The 16,034-nt window shown below is 70.8% G+C and carries 18 protein-coding genes; 11 read left to right on the forward strand and 7 right to left on the reverse strand.

All coding sequences use genetic code 11. The features are described 5' to 3' along the window. Positions 1-230 precede the first annotated feature (230 nt). The 3 genes from OG440_RS29120 (at position 231) to moaA (ending at position 3,365) form a co-directional block, all read left to right on the forward strand. Entirely contained in the window at positions 231-587 is a 357-nt protein-coding gene (locus tag OG440_RS29120) for a DUF485 domain-containing protein (protein WP_406009741.1), read from the forward strand. After that, on the forward strand, positions 584-2,209 hold the full coding sequence (locus OG440_RS29125; RefSeq protein WP_406009742.1) for a cation acetate symporter: 1,626 nt from the start codon (positions 584-586) through the stop codon (positions 2,207-2,209). Before OG440_RS29120 ends, OG440_RS29125 begins: the two co-directional genes overlap by 4 nt. 166 nt (positions 2,210-2,375) lie before the next feature. Beyond that, entirely contained in the window at positions 2,376-3,365 is a 990-nt protein-coding gene (gene moaA, locus OG440_RS29130; protein ID WP_406009743.1) for a GTP 3',8-cyclase MoaA, read from the forward strand. Here the strand turns inward: moaA and OG440_RS29135 are convergent. Next, positions 3,362-3,580, reverse strand: a complete 219-nt coding sequence (locus OG440_RS29135; RefSeq protein WP_406009744.1) for a hypothetical protein — start codon at positions 3,578-3,580, stop codon at positions 3,362-3,364. The two genes, moaA and OG440_RS29135, sit on opposite strands and share 4 nt — an antisense overlap. 197 nt (positions 3,581-3,777) lie before the next feature. Then, positions 3,778-4,185, reverse strand: a complete 408-nt coding sequence (locus OG440_RS29140; RefSeq protein WP_406009745.1) for a DUF3099 domain-containing protein — start codon at positions 4,183-4,185, stop codon at positions 3,778-3,780. Positions 4,186-4,431: 246 nt separating this feature from the next. Between OG440_RS29140 and OG440_RS29145 the strand changes: the two genes are divergently transcribed. Then, positions 4,432-4,713: a GlsB/YeaQ/YmgE family stress response membrane protein gene (locus OG440_RS29145; protein WP_406009746.1), complete on the forward strand. Its 282-nt coding sequence runs from the start codon at positions 4,432-4,434 to the stop codon at positions 4,711-4,713. Positions 4,714-4,829: 116 nt separating this feature from the next. Here the strand turns inward: OG440_RS29145 and tyrS are convergent, their stop codons facing one another. The 3 genes from tyrS to OG440_RS29160 all read right to left on the reverse strand — a co-directional run bounded on the left by tyrS (position 4,830) and on the right by OG440_RS29160 (position 9,089). After that, positions 4,830-6,098 (reverse strand): tyrosine--tRNA ligase, encoded by a 1,269-nt coding sequence (gene tyrS / locus OG440_RS29150; protein WP_406009747.1) that lies wholly within the window; start codon positions 6,096-6,098, stop codon positions 4,830-4,832. A gap of 67 nt (positions 6,099-6,165) precedes the next feature. Next, on the reverse strand, positions 6,166-7,569 hold the full coding sequence (locus OG440_RS29155) for a metallopeptidase TldD-related protein (RefSeq protein ID WP_406009748.1): 1,404 nt from the start codon (positions 7,567-7,569) through the stop codon (positions 6,166-6,168). After that, positions 7,566-9,089 carry a TldD/PmbA family protein gene (locus tag OG440_RS29160; RefSeq protein WP_406009749.1) on the reverse strand — a complete coding sequence of 508 codons (1,524 nt, stop codon included), beginning with the start codon at positions 9,087-9,089 and terminating at the stop codon, positions 7,566-7,568. Before OG440_RS29160 ends, OG440_RS29155 begins: the two co-directional genes overlap by 4 nt. A 243-nt stretch (positions 9,090-9,332) precedes the next feature. On the opposite strand from OG440_RS29160, the gene fabG reads away from it, so the two are divergent. The 3 genes from fabG (at position 9,333) to OG440_RS29175 (ending at position 11,327) form a co-directional block, all read left to right on the forward strand. Then, on the forward strand, positions 9,333-10,037 hold the full coding sequence (gene fabG, locus OG440_RS29165; protein ID WP_406009750.1) for a 3-oxoacyl-[acyl-carrier-protein] reductase: 705 nt from the start codon (positions 9,333-9,335) through the stop codon (positions 10,035-10,037). Positions 10,038-10,042: 5 nt separating this feature from the next. Beyond that, on the forward strand, positions 10,043-10,810 hold the full coding sequence (gene fabI / locus OG440_RS29170; RefSeq protein ID WP_383476164.1) for an enoyl-ACP reductase FabI: 768 nt from the start codon (positions 10,043-10,045) through the stop codon (positions 10,808-10,810). Between the two features lie 163 nt (positions 10,811-10,973). Next, positions 10,974-11,327 (forward strand): hypothetical protein, encoded by a 354-nt coding sequence (locus OG440_RS29175; RefSeq protein WP_406009751.1) that lies wholly within the window; start codon positions 10,974-10,976, stop codon positions 11,325-11,327. Here OG440_RS29175 and OG440_RS29180 read toward each other — a convergent pair. Continuing rightward, complete coding sequence (locus tag OG440_RS29180; RefSeq protein WP_406009752.1) at positions 11,308-11,997, reverse strand: FadR/GntR family transcriptional regulator; 690 nt, start codon at positions 11,995-11,997, stop codon at positions 11,308-11,310. The two genes, OG440_RS29175 and OG440_RS29180, sit on opposite strands and share 20 nt — an antisense overlap. Before the next feature lie 82 nt (positions 11,998-12,079). Here OG440_RS29180 and OG440_RS29185 point away from each other — a divergent pair, with 82 nt between their 5' ends. From OG440_RS29185 to OG440_RS29200, 4 genes are all read left to right on the forward strand, one after another. Further along, positions 12,080-13,447: a CynX/NimT family MFS transporter gene (locus tag OG440_RS29185; RefSeq protein WP_406009753.1), complete on the forward strand. Its 1,368-nt coding sequence runs from the start codon at positions 12,080-12,082 to the stop codon at positions 13,445-13,447. Between the two features lie 103 nt (positions 13,448-13,550). Further along, positions 13,551-13,667, forward strand: coding sequence for an SGM_5486 family transporter-associated protein (locus OG440_RS29190; RefSeq protein ID WP_107104192.1), 117 nt, complete (start codon positions 13,551-13,553; stop codon positions 13,665-13,667). A gap of 221 nt (positions 13,668-13,888) precedes the next feature. Then, on the forward strand, positions 13,889-14,095 hold the full coding sequence (locus OG440_RS29195; protein ID WP_406009754.1) for a hypothetical protein: 207 nt from the start codon (positions 13,889-13,891) through the stop codon (positions 14,093-14,095). A 79-nt stretch (positions 14,096-14,174) separates the two neighbouring features. After that, a complete protein-coding gene (locus OG440_RS29200; protein ID WP_406009755.1) occupies positions 14,175-14,693 on the forward strand; it encodes a SixA phosphatase family protein in 519 nt (172 codons plus the stop codon). A 117-nt stretch (positions 14,694-14,810) separates the two neighbouring features. On the opposite strand, the gene serB is transcribed toward OG440_RS29200, so the two are convergent. Further along, positions 14,811-16,025, reverse strand: a complete 1,215-nt coding sequence (gene serB / locus OG440_RS29205) for a phosphoserine phosphatase SerB (protein ID WP_406009756.1) — start codon at positions 16,023-16,025, stop codon at positions 14,811-14,813. Positions 16,026-16,034: the final 9 nt, after the last annotated feature.

The following is a 16,034-nucleotide window of genomic DNA, read 5'->3' on the forward strand; positions in this document are numbered from 1 at the left end:
GAAGCTATCTCCCCGACTCACCGGCCAGCAATGACTTCCAGCTGGCGAGTTTGCCGGCCCATGACCTGACGGGGCCCACGCTCGTTGGTCATGACCTGCCGAAGGCCACTTCGACAAACCCGCCCGACGCGTTGAACCCGTCCCCGCGCGGCGCCGTGACCTTGGGCAGGGAGCGAGAGGACACTCGCCTCCTTTCGCCGTCCGACCCGCATGCGCAACGAGGAGAATCCGTGGCCACCGAGACACCGCCCCCCTCGAAATCCCCAGCCCAACTCCCCTCCACCGAGGAGTTCGTCGCGGTGCAGGAGAGCGCGGAGTTCGGTGAACTGCGCAGCTCCTACCGCGGCTTCGCCTTCCCGCTGACGGTCGGCTTCATCGCCTGGTACCTGCTGTACGTCCTGCTGTCCAACTACGCCGGCGACTTCATGGGCACCAAGCTCTTCGGCAACTTCAACGTGGCCATGACCCTCGGCCTCGCCCAGTTCCTCACCACCTTCCTCATCGCCTGGTGGTACGCGCGGACCGCCGCCGCGCGGTTCGACCCCAAGGCCGAGGCCATCAAGTCCCGGATGGAGGGCGGAGCATGAGCCCCGCACAGCACACCCTGCTCGCCGCGGGCGAGGCCAGCGAGCACCGCACGCTGATCATCATCCTGTTCTCGGTGTTCGTCGCCGCGACCCTCGTCATCACCGTCTGGGCCGGCCGCCAGACCAAGGACGCCGCCGACTTCTACGCCGGCGGCCGCCAGTTCACCGGCTTCCAGAACGGCCTCGCCGTCTCCGGCGACTACATGTCCGCCGCGTCCTTCCTCGGCATCGCGGGCGCCATCGCCCTCTTCGGCTACGACGGCTTCCTGTACTCCATCGGCTTCCTGGTCGCCTGGCTGGTGGCCCTGCTCCTGGTCGCCGAGCCGCTGCGCAACTCCGGCCGCTACACCATGGGCGACGTCCTGGCGTACCGCATGCGCCAGCGGCCGGTCCGCACGGCGGCCGGCACCTCGACGATCGTCGTCTCGATCTTCTACCTGCTCGCCCAGATGGCGGGCGCGGGCGTCCTGGTCTCCCTGCTGCTGGGCATCACCAGCGACGGCGGCAAGATCGGCATCGTCGCCCTGGTCGGCGTCCTGATGATCGTCTACGTGACGATCGGCGGCATGAAGGGCACCACCTGGGTCCAGATGGTCAAGGCGGTCCTGCTCATCGCCGGCGCCCTGCTGCTCACCTTCCTGGTCCTGCTGAAGTTCGACTTCAACATCTCCGACCTGCTGGGCTCGGCCGCCGACAACAGCGGCAAGGGTGCGGCCTTCCTGGAGCCCGGCCTGAAGTACGGCGCCACCGGCACCACCAAGCTGGACTTCATCTCGCTCGGCATCGCCCTGGTCCTGGGCACGGCGGGCCTGCCGCACATCCTGATCCGCTTCTACACCGTGCCCACCGCCAAGGCCGCCCGTAAGTCGGTCCTGTGGGCCATCGGCCTGATCGGCGCCTTCTACCTGATGACCCTCGCCCTCGGCTTCGGCGCCGCCGCGCTGATCAAACCGGACGAGATCACCGCCTCCAACAAGGCCGGCAACACCGCGGCGCCGCTGCTCGCCCTCCATCTCGGCGGCGTCGACTCCAACTGGGGCGCGATCCTGCTGGCCACCATCTCGGCGGTCGCCTTCGCCACCATCCTCGCGGTCGTCGCCGGCCTGACCCTGGCCTCGTCCTCCTCGTTCGCCCACGACATCTACGCGAACGTCATCAAGAGGGGTACGGCCACCGAGAAGCAGGAGATGAGCGCGGCCCGGTACGCGACCGTCGGCATCGGCGCCGTCTCCATCCTCCTGGGCGCCCTGGCCCGCGACCTGAACGTGGCCGGCCTGGTCGCCCTCGCCTTCGCGGTCGCCGCCTCCGCCAACCTCCCGACGATCCTCTACAGCCTCTTCTGGAAGCGGTTCACCACCTCCGGCGCCCTGTGGTCGATCTACGGCGGTCTGGTCACCGCGGTCGGCCTGGTGCTGTTCTCGCCGGTCGTCTCGGGCAAGCCCACCTCGATGTTCCCGGACGTCGACTTCCACTGGTTCCCGCTGGAGAACCCCGGCATCATCTCGATCCCGGTCGGATTCCTGCTGGGCGTCGTCGGCACGCTGCTGTCGAAGGAGGAGCCCGACAAGGGCAAGTTCGCCGAACTGGAGGTCCGCTCCCTGACCGGCACCGGAGCCCACTGAGCAACAGCCGGGCCCCACGCCCCCGCGGCCGCGTCGTAGGGATCTACGACGCGGCCGCGTCTCGTCCTCCGGGATCTCGTGGGATCGGGCACTGGTGTTGTCACCGGTGTCACGTAGGCTCGCAAGAGACGGAGAACACGCGATCGCTACGAGGGAGGGGGCCCACGTGCTCATCGACACCTACGGCCGAGTGGCCACCGACCTGAGGGTCTCGCTGACCGACCGGTGCAACCTGCGCTGTACGTACTGCATGCCCGAAGAGGGCCTGCAGTGGCTCGCCAAGCCCGACCTCCTCACGGACGACGAGATCGTCCGCCTGATCGACATCGCGGTCTCCACGCTCGGTATCGAGGAGGTCCGCTTCACGGGCGGCGAGCCCCTGCTGCGCCCGGGGCTGGTCGGCATCGTCGAGCGGGTCGCGGCCCTGACCCCCCGCCCCCAGATGTCCCTGACGACGAACGGCATCGGCCTGCGCCGCACCGCCACGGCCCTCAAGGCGGCAGGCCTGGACCGGGTCAACGTCTCCCTCGACACCCTGCGCCCCGACGTGTTCAAGACCCTCACCCGCCGGGACCGCCACAAGGACGTCCTCGAAGGCCTCGAAGCTGCCCGCGAGGCAGGCCTGACGCCCGTGAAGGTCAACTCGGTCCTGATGCCCGGCCTGAACGAGGACGAGGCCCCGGACCTCCTGTCCTGGGCCGTCGAGCACGACTACGAGCTGCGTTTCATCGAGCAGATGCCCCTGGACGCCCAGCACGGCTGGAAGCGCGAGGGGATGGTCACGGCCGGAGACATCCTGGCCTCCCTGCGCACCCGCTTCGACCTCACCGAAGAGGGCGAGGGCGAGCGCGGTTCCGCCCCCGCCGAACGCTGGCTGGTGGACGGGGGCCCGCACCGGGTGGGCGTCATCGCCTCCGTCACCCGTCCGTTCTGCGCCGCCTGCGACCGCACCCGCCTCACGGCCGACGGCCAGGTCCGCACCTGCCTCTTCGCGCGTGAGGAGACCGACCTGCGAGCGGCCCTGCGCTCCGACGCCCCCGACGAGGAGATAGCCCGCATCTGGCGGCTGGCGATGTGGGGCAAGAAGGCGGGCTCGGGCCTGGACGACCCGTCCTTCCTCCAGCCGGACCGGCCGATGTCGGCGATCGGCGGCTAGGAAGCGGCCGGGGACTCCCACTCGCGCAGCGGGACGACGTCCTTCAGGAAGCCCCGGACACCGAGGAACTGCGACAGGTGCTCCCGGTGCTCCTCGCACGCGAGCCACGTCTTGCGTCGCTCCGGCGTGTGCAGCTTCGGGTTGTTCCACGCCAGCACCCACACCGCGTCGACGCGGCAGCCCTTGGCAGAACAGATCGGGGTCTCGTCACTCACAGGCTTGTCTCACCACACGCACACAAAGGCGACGCCGAGCAGCCACGGGGGGAGCTGCCCGGCGTCGGTCCGTCGCTCCGACGGGGGATGCGGAGCGCGTACGAAGTATGTCATGGCTCACGGTCCCCACGGCACTGGAACAACATGATTGATCTGAGCTTTTCCTGAGCTTGGAGCACAGCCCGCGCATGGCCTGTTCACGGCTGACGCTCAGCCGGATCGGGCACCGGATCCTTGCGGAGTGATTCCGCGAAGCCCTCCTCTTTCGGGACGGGACCCACGGATTCGTCCTCGTCACGAGGCGGCGCGATCATGGTGCGCACCGGCGCGGTCAGGAAGGTGGAGGGAAGCGAGGGAACGTTCTCGCGCCCCGCGTTGGCGATCACCACGGAGATATAGGGGAGCACCACCCCCAGGACCAACGCCACGATCGCCACATGGCGTTCCACGTTCCACAACGTCGCCGCGAGGATCACCGACACCGTGCGGACCGACATCGAGATGATGTACCGCCGCTGGCGGCCCCGCACGTCGTCCTGGAGTCCCTGGCGCGCACCGGTGATCCGGAACACCTGGACGTTGCCGCCGCCACCCTGCTTCCGCATCACATTCCACCGTCCGCCCGCATCGGCTCTGCCCCGGCCCCTCTCCGGCCCGCACCCGATCGGGGACCCGGGCCCGGACACCGTCCACGTTACGCCGCGACTGCGCCGCCTTCGAGACCGGGTCGCCTGCCGCCCGGGCGAAGGTTCTGCGCCGTCCCGCGTATGGCGGCACCCGACATGCGCCGTACGACGAGCGGACCGAGACTGGGGGGCAATGCTCACGTAGAGCCGTACAAGGAGGCAGCCATGGGCTGGTTGTGGGCGATCATCGTGGGATTCGTGCTGGGCCTGATCGCGAAGGCGATCATCCCGGGCAAGCAGCACAGCCCGCTCTGGCTGACCACCATCTTCGGCATGCTGGGCGCGATCGTGGGCAACTCGATCGCCCGCGCGGCAGGGGTGGAGTCGACGTCCGGCATCGACTGGAGCCGCCACGCGTTCCAGCTGATCGCCGCGATCATCATCGTCGCCCTGGGAGACATGCTCTACATGGCAACGCTGGGCAAGAGGAAGCAGCACCACGCCTGAGCCGGCCCGTCCGGGAGGGGCGCGGGGAACCGCGCGACAGCCCACGACGCAAGCCGCGGCCGGCAGCACACCCGCACCCCTGCGGCCCGCCCCTCACGGCGGGCCGCATCGGTCGCTCAGGCGCCGGTGACCTCGACGGCGGCCAGGTTCTTCTTCCCGCGCCGCAGCACCAGCCAGCGCCCGTGGATGAGCTCGTCCCTCGCCGGGACCGCGTCCTCCGCGGTGACCTTGACGTTGTTCACGTAGGCCCCGCCCTCCTTCACGGTCCGCCGCGCGGCGGACTTGCTGGCGACCAGGCCGACCTCGGCGAACAGGTCCACGACCGGTCCGAGCTCGGTGACCTGGATGTGCGGCACCTCGGAGAGGGCCGCGGCCAGCGTCCGGTCGTCGAGCCCGCCGAGCTCTCCCTGGCCGAAGAGGGCCTTGGACGCGGCGACCACGGCGGCCGTCTGGTCGGCGCCGTGCACCATCGTCGTCAGCTCCTCGGCCAGCGCGCGCTGAGCGGCCCGGGCCTGCGGACGCTCCTCGGTCTGCCGCTCCAGCTCCTCGATCTCGTCATGCGACCGGAAGCTGAAGATGCGCAGGAACTTCGACACGTCCCGGTCGTCCGCGTTCAGCCAGAACTGGTAGAAGGCGTACGGCGTGGTCATCTCGGGGTCGAGCCAGACCGTGCCGGACTCCGTCTTGCCGAACTTGGTGCCGTCCGCCTTGGTGATCAGCGGGGTGGCCAGCGCGTGCACCACCGCGTCGGGCTCGACCCGGTGGATCAGGTCGGTGCCCGAGGTGAGGTTGCCCCACTGGTCGCTGCCGCCGGTCTGGAGCGTGCAGCCGTGCCGCCGGAACAGCTCCAGGAAGTCCATGCCCTGGAGGATCTGGTAGCTGAACTCGGTGTAGCCGATGCCCGCCTCGGAGTTGAGCCGCCGGGAGACGGCCTCCTTGGCGATCATCTTGTTGACGCGGAAGTACTTGCCGACGTCCCGCAGGAACGCGATGGCCGACAGGCCCTGCGTCCAGTCCAGGTTGTTGACCATGACGGCCGCGTTCGGGCCCTCGAAGTCGAGCAGCGGCGCGATCTGCGCGCGCAGCCGCTCGACCCACTGGGCGACGACCTCGGGCGAGTTCAGCGTCCGCTCCGCCGTGGGCTTCGGGTCGCCGATCAGCCCGGTGGCGCCCCCGACCAGGCCCAGCGGACGGTTGCCCGCCTGCTGGATCCTGCGCATCGTCAGGATCTGCACGAGGTTGCCGAGGTGCAGGCTGGGCGCGGTCGGGTCGAAGCCGCAATAGAACGTGACGGGACCGTCCGCGAACGCCTTGCGCAATGCGTCCTCGTCAGTGGAGAGGGCGATCAGCCCGCGCCACTGCAGTTCGTCGACGATGTCCGTCACGGTTCTCGTATCTCCTTGATGGTCTTCAGGCTGTGTCCGGGCGGTCGGGCGACCACCGGCTACGAGGTTATACGCCCTGACTGACAGAGCTCATATTGAAGTCCGGCACCCTCAGCGCGGGCATCGCGGCACGAGTGAACCAGTCGCTCCACTCCCGGGGCAGCGTCTTTTCCGTGCGCCCCGCCTCCGTCGCCCGGCCGAGGAGGCCGACCGGCGACTCGTTGAACCGGAAGTTGTTCACCTCGCCGACGACCTCGCCGTCCTCGATCAGGTAGACGCCGTCCCGGGTCAGGCCGGTGAGGAGCAGCGTCGCCGGGTCGACCTCGCGGATGTACCACAGGCAGGTCAGCAGCAGCCCGCGTCGGGTGCTCGCGACCATCTCCTCCAGGGAACGGTCCTCGCCGCCGTCAAGGATCAGGTTGTCGGCCCCGGGCGCCACCGGCAGGCCGGTCAGGGCCGCGCTGTGCCGGGTGGTCGTCAGGCGCTGCAGCTCGCCCGCCGCGACCCACTCGGTGGGCTGTACGGGCAGGCCGTTGTCGAAGACCGACTGGTCGCCGCCGGAGGAGTGCGCGATCACGAACGGCGGCGACTCCAGGCCCGGCTCGTTCGGGTCGCTGCGCAGGGTCAGCGGCAGGTCGGACAGCTTCTCGCCGAGCCGGGTGCCGCCGCCGGGCTGGGAGAACACCGTCCGGCCCTCGGTCGCGTCCCGGCCGGACGCCGACCACAGCTGGTAGATCATCAGGTCGGCCACCGCGGTAGGCGGCAGCAGCGTCTCGTACCGCCCGGCGGGCAGCTCGATCCGCCGCTCCGCCCAGCCCAGCCGTACGGCCAGCTCGGCGTCGAGCGCCGCCGGGTCGACGTCCTTGAAGTCCCGGGTGGAGCGTCCGGCCCACGCCGAGCGTGTGCGGTCCGGGGACTTGGCGTTGAGCTCCAGCGTCCCGTTCGGCTGGTCGTGCCGCAGCCGCAGCCCGGTCGACGTGCCCAGGTACGTCGAGACGAGCTCGTGGTTGGCGAACCCGTACAGCTCGCGACCGCCCGCACGCGCGCGTGCGAACGCCTCGCCCAGCGCGGGCGCGAAGTCGGCGAACACCGCCGGCGAGGTCTCCGCGGGGGCCTCGGTGAACTCGGGGGACCGCGCCACACCGCTGACCAGCGGCTGAGCGTCCTCGGCGGGGCCGGCGCCACGCGCGGCGGCCTCCGCGGCCCGCACCAGGGACTCCAGCTCGTCCGCGGTGACGGCGGCCCGCGAGACGACACCGGACGCGGTGCCCTCCTTGCCGTCGACCGTGGCGATCACGGTGAGCGTGCGCCCGCGCGTGACACCGTTGGTCGTGAGCGCGTTGCCGGCCCAGCGCAGGTTCGCCGTCGACTGCTCGTCGGCGATCACGACACAGCCGTCGGCCCGCGACAGTTCGAGGGCGCGCTCCACGATCTCGTGCGGCTGCTGCGCCTTGTTGGTGCCCGCGCTCATCGACCGGCCTCCTGCGTGGTGTTGAGGATGTTGACGCCTTTGAAGAGGGCCGACGGGCAGCCGTGCGACACCGCCGCGACCTGGCCCGGCTGGGCCTTGCCGCAGTTGAAGGCGCCGCCGAGGACATATGTCTGCGGGCCGCCGACCGCCGCCATCGAACCCCAGAAGTCGGTGGTCGTCGCCTGGTAGGCCACGTCCCGCAGCTGCCCGGTGATCTGCCCGTTCTCGATCCGGAAGAAGCGTTGCCCGGTGAACTGGAAGTTGTAGCGCTGCATGTCGATGGACCAGGACCGGTCGCCGACGACGTAGATGCCCCGGTCGACGCTGCCGATGAGTCCCTCGGTCGACATCCCGGCCGGGTCCGGCCGCAACGAGACGTTGGCCATGCGCTGCACCGGGACATGGCCGGGGGAGTCGGCGAAGGCGCACCCGTTGGACCGCTCGAACCCGGTCAGCTTCGCGATCCGCCGGTCCAGCTGGTAGCCGACGAGCGTGCCGTCCTTCACGAGGTCCCAGGACTGGCCCGCGACGCCCTCGTCGTCGTAGCCGACGGTCGCCAGGCCGTGCTCGGCGGTGCGGTCACCCGTCACGTTCATCAGGTCCGAGCCGTAGCGCAGCTTGCCGAGCTGGTCGAAGGTGGCGAAGGAGGTGCCGGCGTAGGCGGCCTCGTAGCCGAGGGCCCGGTCCAGCTCGGTGGCGTGTCCGATGGACTCGTGGATGGTCAGCCACAGGTTGGACGGGTCGACGACCAGGTCGTAGAGACCCGGCTCGACGCTCGGCGCCCGCATCTTCTCGGCGAGCAGCTCGGGGATGCGGTCGAGCTCGTCGTCCCAGTCCCACCCGGTGCCCGTGAGGTACTCCCAGCCGCGTCCGGCGGGCGGCGCGATCGTGCGCATCGAGTCGAACTCGCCGCTCGACTCGTCGACCGACACCGCGGTCAGTGCCGGGTGCAGCCGCACCCGCTGCTGGGTGGTCACCGTGCCGGCCGTGTCGGCGTAGAACTTGTTCTCGTGGACGGTGAGCAACGAGGCGTCCACGTGGTTGATCCCGTTCGCCGCCAGCAGCCGCGCGCTCCAGTCCGCGAGCAGCGCCGCCTTGTCCTCGTCCGGGACGGTGAACGGGTCGATCTCGTAGGACGAGACCCAGGTCTTGTCGGCGTGCACCGGCTCGTCGGCCAGCTCCACCCTCTCGTCCGAACCGGCCGCCCTGATCACCTGCGCGGACAGCTTGGCCATCGCCACCGCCTGCGAGGCGACCCGGGCCGCGGCGTCCATCGTGAGATCCACGCCGGACGCGAACCCCCAGGTACCGCCGTGCACCACCCGCACCGCGTACCCGAGGTCGGTGGTGTCGGACGACCCGGAGGGCTTGGCGTCGCGCAGGCGCCAGGACGCGCTGCGCACCCGCTCGAACCGGAAGTCCGCGTGCTCGGCCCCCAGCGCACGCGCGCGTGCGAGAGCGGCGTCGGCGAGGGCGCGCAGGGGTAGGGCCGTGAAACTTTCATCGATGCTGTGGGGCACCTACGTCTCTCCCTGGTGTCGTCACGTGTGAAGGCCTCGATCATGTCGCGCCCGGCAGCCCCGGACCACACGTTTCCGCCCCGCTTCCGCAAACTTTCTGTAGAGACCCCACAGTCAGTCCGGTGCGCCACTGTCGGTGCCCGAATGTCCGTCGGACGAGGCAGACCGATAGGTTTCGAGGGAAGTCACCTGCCCTCCCGTGTTCGGGCGGGTGCGTCATACCCCTATCGAAAGGGTGATCCGTTGAGCCGCTCGGTTCTCGTCACCGGAGGAAACCGGGGCATCGGCCTCGCCATCGCCCGCGCGTTCGCCGACGCCGGCGACAACGTCGCCATCACGTACCGCTCGGGCGAACCACCGGCCGGCTTCCTGGCGGTCAAGTGCGACATCACCGACTCCGAGCAGGTGGAGCAGGCCTACAAGGAGATCGAGGCCGAGCACGGCCCCGTGGAGATCCTGATCGCCAACGCCGGCGTCACCAAGGACCAGCTCCTGATGCGCATGTCCGAGGAGGACTTCACCTCGGTCATCGACACCAACCTCACCGGCACCTTCCGAGTGGTCAAGCGTGCCAACCGCGCCATGCTGCGGGCCAAGAAGGGCCGTGTCGTCCTGATCTCCTCGGTGGTCGGACTGCTCGGTTCCGCGGGGCAGGCGAACTACGCCGCCTCCAAGGCCGCCCTGGTCGGCTTCGCGCGTTCCCTCGCCCGTGAGCTGGGGTCGCGCAACATCACCTTCAACGTCGTCGCGCCCGGCTTCGTCGACACCGACATGACCAAGGTGCTCACCGACGAGCAGCGCGCGGGCATCGTCTCGCAGGTCCCGCTCGGCCGGTACGCGCAGCCGGAGGAGATCGCCGCGACGGTGCGGTTCCTCGCCTCGGACGACGCCTCGTACATCACTGGAGCCGTCATTCCCGTTGACGGCGGACTGGGAATGGGTCACTGATCACCATGAGCGGAATCCTCGAGGGCAAGCGCGTCCTGATCACCGGCGTGCTGCTGGAGTCCTCCATCGCCTTCCACACCGCCAAGCTGGCCCAGGAGCAGGGTGCCGAGATCATCCTGACCGCGTTCCCGCGGCCCACGCTGACCGAGCGCATCGCCAAGAAGCTGCCGAAGCCCACCAAGGTCATCGAGCTCGACGTGACCAATGACGAGCACCTCGGCCGGCTGGCCGACATCGTCGGCGAGGAGCTCGGCGGCCTCGACGGCGTCGTGCACTCGATCGGCTTCGCGCCGCAGGACGCCATGGGCGGCAACTTCCTCAACACGCCGTTCGAGTCGGTCGCCACGGCCATGCACGTCTCGGCGTTCTCCCTGAAGTCGCTCACCATGGCCTGCCTGCCGCTGATGCAGAACGGCGGCTCGGTCGTCGGCCTCACCTTCGACGCCTCGTTCGCCTGGCCGCAGTACGACTGGATGGGCCCCGCCAAGGCGGCTCTGGAGGCCACCAACCGTTACATGGCGCGTGACCTGGGCAAGCAGAACATCCGCTGCAACCTGGTCTCCGCCGGTCCCATCGGTTCCATGGCGGCCAAGTCCATCCCGGGCTTCTCCGAGCTGGCCTCGGTGTGGGACGACCGCTCCCCGCTGGAGTGGGACCTCAACGACCCGGGGCCGGCCGGCCGCGGTGTGGTCGCCCTGCTGAGCGACTGGTTCCCGAAGACCACGGGCGAGATCGTGCACGTCGACGGTGGGCTGCACGCCATCGGCGCCTGATCACCGACACGCCCTCGACGCCCCGTTTCCCCGCCCGCGCGGGGGAGCGGGGCGTCACCCGTTCGGCGCACCCGGCCAGGCGGGGGAGTGCTCCGGCAAGGCACTCTGAAGTGCGGGTTCTTTACCGCGTTTTCCTCCCCAGCACGGCCGAGGAGGTCCCCTTGTGCGCCTGTCTCGCAGCCTGGCCCCAGTGACCGTCGCCGTCTGTCTCGTCCTGTCGCTGCCGTACGACGCGCTGCCGCACGCACGCGTGACGGCCCGTCCGGCCCCCGCCGCCTCCGCGGACCCCTTCGGCGCGGAATGCCGCACCGAGATTCTCGGCTCCCGCGTCGTCGCCTACTGCCACAACCCGTACGCCGACACCGACCGCGTCCGCCTGCACATCGAGTGCGATCGCTGGTGGGACCTCGACACCGACGGCACCCCCGTCGACGTGGGACCCGCCCAGACCGTACGGCTCACCGGCAGGTGCTGGAAGGAGATCCGCTCGGTCTGGGTCAGCCACCAGAAGCGGTGAACCGTCCGGGCCTGCACAGCAGGGGATAGCCGGCCGCCTCGACGGCGGCGGCCTCCGCGTCGCCCGCCCGGATCGCGTCCACCAGCCGCGTGTGGTCCATGTACGTCTCCGGCGTCAGCTCCTCGCCGACGTCCTCGCGCAGCCAGTCGCGCAGCACCTCGCCGAGGTCCGCGTACATCGCGGTCATGACGTCGTTGTGGGAGGCCGCCACCACCGCCAGGTGGAAGGTCGCGTCCGCGGACACGAACGCCTCCGCGTCGCCCGAGTCCCAGGCTTCCTCGCGCCGCACCAGGAGGGCGTCCAGCTGCTTGAGGTCCTTCTCGGTGCGCCGCCCGGCCGCCAGCTTCGCCGCGCTCGACTCCAGCGTGGCGCGCAGCTCGGCGATGTGCCCGGGGTCGGCGTCGGCGAAGCGGCGGTGCATCACGCCCGCCAGCTCGCTGGTCGCCACCACGTACGTGCCCGAGCCCTGCCGGATGTCCAGCAGCCCGTTGTGGGCGAGCGCCCGGACGGCCTCGCGGACCGTGTTGCGGGCGACGCCCAGCTCCTCGACCAGCTCGGGCTCCGTGGGAATGCGCGCGCCCACCGCCCACTCGCCCGAGGTGATCTGGGTGCGCAGCGCTGCGATGACCTGCTCGGACAGCGCCGAGCGGCGGGGATGGCTCAGGGGCATGGCACACCTTCGCACGGGTGGGGCGGCCGAGGGGAGACCGGGCATGGACAACCAATCATCCTATGATTCTATGATGTGGGGCATGGCTGGCGAGCAGATCCGGACGACGACACCCCCACCCCTTCGCGCCTCGGCGCAGAACGGGCCCCCGCAGCCGCCCACCCGCGCGGGGGACTGGCGCACACGGCTGCTCGTCGTCGGCATCGTGCTGGCCGCCCTCAACCTCCGGCCCGCCATCACGAGCCTGGGCGCCCTCCTCGAAGAGGTGCGCGACGGGCTCGGCATGAGCGGCAGCGTGGCCGGGCTCCTCACCTCCGTGCCCCCGCTCTGCTTCGCCGTCTTCGGCGTCATGGCGCCCCGTCTAGCCCGCCGCTTCGGGCCGGGCGCCGTGGTCTGCGCCGGAATGGCCGCCATCACGGCGGGACTGCTCCTGCGCCCCTACGCGGGCGGCACGGCGGGGTTCCTCGCCGCCAGTGCCCTGGCCCTCATGGGCATAGCCGTCAGCAACGTCCTGATGCCGGTCATCGTCAAGCGCCACTTCCCCGACCGGGTCGGCACCATGACCGGCCTGTACTCGATGGCCCTCGCCCTCGGCACCTCCACGGCCGCCGCGGTCACCGTGCCCATGACCGAGGCGCTGGGCGGCAGTTGGCGGACGGGCCTCGCCCTGTGGGCGGGCCTGGCGGCGGCCGCCGTACTGCCCTGGCTGGCGCTCTCACGCGAGCGCGGGACGGCACCGGCCGGCGCGGGCACGGCCGGGGCGCCGCGGGAGCGGCACGAACGGCAGGAGCGGGGCGAGCGGCGGGAGGCGAGCCCCCGGCCCGGCCCGCGGACGCACGCACGCGTGTCGCAGCAGGACGCCCCCCTGCGCATCACCCGCAGCCGCACCGCCTGGGCGCTCGCCGTCTTCTTCGGCCTCCAGGCCACCGCCGCGTACATCACCATGGGCTGGATGCCGCAGATCTTCCGGGACGCCGGCGTGCCCGCCGGCACGGCCGGACTGCTCCTCGCCGTGACGATGGCGATGGGCGTGCCGCTGGCCTTCGTCATCCCGCGCGTCGCCACCCGGCTGCCGCACCAGGGCCCGATCGTGCTCGCGCTGGGCGCCTGCGCCCTCGTCGGCTACGCCGGCCTGTACCTCGCACCGGCCGGCGGCGCCTGGATCTGGGCGCTGCTGCTCGGCGTCGCCAACTGCGCCTTCCCGCTGGCCCTCACGATGGTCGGGATGCGTGCCAGGACCGGCGCGGGTGTGGCGCAGCTGTCGGCCTTCGCACAGAGCACCGGCTACCTGATCTCCATCCCCGGCCCCCTCCTGGTGGGTGTCCTCTACCAGCACAGCGGCGGCTGGGGCCTGCCCCTCGCCCTCATGGCGGCCCTGATGGTGCCGCAGACGGTGGTGGGGGTCCTGGCCGGCCGGGACCGCACGGTGGAGGAGGAAGCCGCGCGCTGACCGCGTGGAGGGGGAGCCACGCGCTGACCGGCCGATGGCCGCCGGCCGCCCGCCCGCCGACCCCCGGGGCACCGCCGGGGGCGCGGGGTGCGAGACTTGCCGTATGCCAGTGCTCGACCCGAACCCCCAGAACGGCCAGAAGAAGATGCTGATCGTCTTCGGCTCGTTCCTCGCCATCTTCGTCGTCATCGCCGTCATCGCGACCATCGCCTCGCCCTGACGGCCGGGCCGTGACGGCCGGCCGGACCGGCCCCGCCGCACCCCGTCCGAGTGACCGGGGTGGGGTTAACCCCCCTGTCCCCTAGGGGGTCAGGGTCAGGGTCAAGTGGGTGGATCACCGGATGGGTTGAGGGCCGCCGATTCCGTAACTTCGAGGTGTGACCGCGGGACGCGGATCACCTGCCAAGGTCCACGGACCACTCGAAGACAGCGGAGGCATCCATGTCGGCCCCTACGCACACCCGGCCCCACCCGGCCACCTCGGGCGGCGTCGACACCTGGCTGCCCTGGTGGGCCCTCGCCCTCCCGACGCTCGCCTTCATCACCCTGCTGGTGCTGATACTCAACCCCGCCGACGCCCACGCGGCCGCTGGGGACCCGGCGATCACCCACCTCGTCGAGCGCGTGCACCAGCTGGTCACCCGCTAGGGCGGAGCTGGGGACCGCTGGTGGGGCCGCATGTCAACTCCCTGCGCCCCATGGCCTGTTTCATGCGAAGCTGGGACTCATGAGCGTCGCAGAACCCCGCAGGATCGTCCTCTTCCGCCATGCGAAAGCCGACTGGCCACAGGTGACCGACCATGAGCGTCCGCTCGCTGAGCGGGGCCGTAAGGACGCCGCCGTCGCCGGACGCAAACTGGTCGACGCCGGTATCCCCGTCGACCTGGCCGTCTGCTCCACCGCGGTCCGCACCCGAGAGACGTGGAAGCTCGCCGTCCAGGAATTCCCGAAGCGGCCGAAAACCGTCTACGAGGAGCGGATCTACGAGGCCTCGCCGGGCGAGCTGATCGCCCTGCTCAACGAGACCCCCGACGACGTACGTGACGTCGTCCTGGTCGGCCACAACCCCGGCATCCAGGGTCTCGCCGACATCCTCGCCGGCCGAAGCGACGGCGACGCCGGCGAGCGGATGCGCCGCCGCGGATTCCCGGCCGCCGCCTTCGCCGTCGTCTCCTTCGACGGCCCCTGGAAGTCCCTGGAGCCGGGCGTGGCCACGCTGCTCGACTACTGGGCGCCCTCCGAGTGACCCACCCGGCACGCACGAGGGCCCGGCACCGTGACGGTGCCGGGCCCTCTTCGTCCCTCGGGGCGCCCCCGCGTCCGTGCGGCGGCGCCTGCACGCCGTCGCCACGCCCCCACGGGGCTACTGCTCGTCGTGCGTCTCCGCGGCCTCGACCTCTTCACGGGTGATGCCGAGCAGATACAGGACGGTGTCCAGGAACGGCACGTTCACCGCCGTGTGCGCGGCCTCGCGCACCACCGGCTTGGCGTTGAAGGCGACCCCGAGCCCGGCCGCGTTGAGCATGTCGAGGTCGTTGGCGCCGTCGCCGATCGCCACGGTCTGCGAGAGCGGCACACCCGCCTCGGCGGCGAACCGGCGCAGCAGCCGCGCCTTGCCCGCACGGTCCACGATCTCGCCGGTGACCCGGCCCGTCAGCCTGCCGTCGACGATCTCCAGCGTGTTGGCCTGCGCGAAGTCCAGCCCGAGCCGCTCCTGAAGATCGTCGGTGACCTGGGTGAAGCCGCCGGAGACGACCCCCACCTGATATCCGAGCCGCTTCAGTGTCCGGATCAGCGTGCGCGCGCCCGGCGTCAGCCGGACCTCGGCGCGCACCTTGTCCACGACCGAGGCGTCCAGGCCCGCCAGCAGCGCCACGCGCGCGTGCAGTGACTGCTCGAAGTCCAGCTCGCCGCGCATGGCGGCGGCCGTCACCTCGGCGACCTCGTCCTCGCAGCCGGCGTGCGCGGCGAAGAGCTCGATCACCTCGTCCTGGATCAGGGTGGAGTCGACGTCCATGACGACGAGCCGCTGGGCCCGCCGGTACAGGCCCGCGTCCACCACCGCGACGTCGACCCCGAGCGCCGCCGCGTCCGTCACCAGAGCGGTGCGCAGGGGCCCGGCCGCCACGCCGGAGACGGCGAACTCGACGGCGGTGACGGGGTACTTGGCGAGCCGGAAGATACGGTCGATGTTCCCGCCGGCCTTCGTGATCTTCGCGGCCACGGCGGCCGTGGCCTCCGCGGTGAGCGGATGCCCGAGCACGGTGACCAGCGACCGGCCGAGGCCGCGCGGCCGGTTGTCACCGATGCCGGAGATGATCTCGGCCTGCATCTTCATCGACTCGGCCCAGCTGTGGACCGTCGACCGCAGTTCCCCCTCGTGGCCGGCCGGTGGCTCGGTCACCAGCGCGCACAGCACCATCCGGCCTCGGGTGACCACCTGCTCGATGTCGACCACGTCGACGGAGAAGGCGGCGAGGGTGTCGAAAAGCCCGGCCGTGATGCCCGGCCTGTCCTTGCCGAAGATCTTGACAAGGAGCGTGGGGACGTCAGAGGACGAAGTCTGCAAAGCGCTCATGGTGTACCC

It is taken from the genome of Streptomyces sp. NBC_00637 (assembly GCF_045161545.1).
Lineage (GTDB): Bacteria > Actinomycetota > Actinomycetes > Streptomycetales > Streptomycetaceae > Streptomyces.

Excerpts from the sequence above, each read along its gene's own strand:
- OG440_RS29125 (WP_406009742.1), top strand. The coding sequence starts at position 584 with ATGAGCCCCGCACAGCACACCCTGCTCGCCGCGGGCGAGGCCAGCGAG.
- OG440_RS29140 (WP_406009745.1), bottom strand. The coding sequence starts at position 4,185 with ATGCGGAAGCAGGGTGGCGGCGGCAACGTCCAGGTGTTCCGGATCACC.
- OG440_RS29145 (WP_406009746.1), top strand. The coding sequence starts at position 4,432 with ATGGGCTGGTTGTGGGCGATCATCGTGGGATTCGTGCTGGGCCTGATC.
- OG440_RS29155 (WP_406009748.1), bottom strand. The coding sequence starts at position 7,569 with ATGAGCGCGGGCACCAACAAGGCGCAGCAGCCGCACGAGATCGTGGAG.
- fabI (WP_383476164.1), top strand. The coding sequence starts at position 10,043 with ATGAGCGGAATCCTCGAGGGCAAGCGCGTCCTGATCACCGGCGTGCTG.
- OG440_RS29180 (WP_406009752.1), bottom strand. The coding sequence starts at position 11,997 with ATGCCCCTGAGCCATCCCCGCCGCTCGGCGCTGTCCGAGCAGGTCATC.
- OG440_RS29185 (WP_406009753.1), top strand. The coding sequence starts at position 12,080 with ATGGCTGGCGAGCAGATCCGGACGACGACACCCCCACCCCTTCGCGCC.
- OG440_RS29190 (WP_107104192.1), top strand. The coding sequence starts at position 13,551 with ATGCCAGTGCTCGACCCGAACCCCCAGAACGGCCAGAAGAAGATGCTG.
- OG440_RS29195 (WP_406009754.1), top strand. The coding sequence starts at position 13,889 with ATGTCGGCCCCTACGCACACCCGGCCCCACCCGGCCACCTCGGGCGGC.
- OG440_RS29200 (WP_406009755.1), top strand. The coding sequence starts at position 14,175 with ATGAGCGTCGCAGAACCCCGCAGGATCGTCCTCTTCCGCCATGCGAAA.
- serB (WP_406009756.1), bottom strand. The coding sequence starts at position 16,025 with ATGAGCGCTTTGCAGACTTCGTCCTCTGACGTCCCCACGCTCCTTGTC.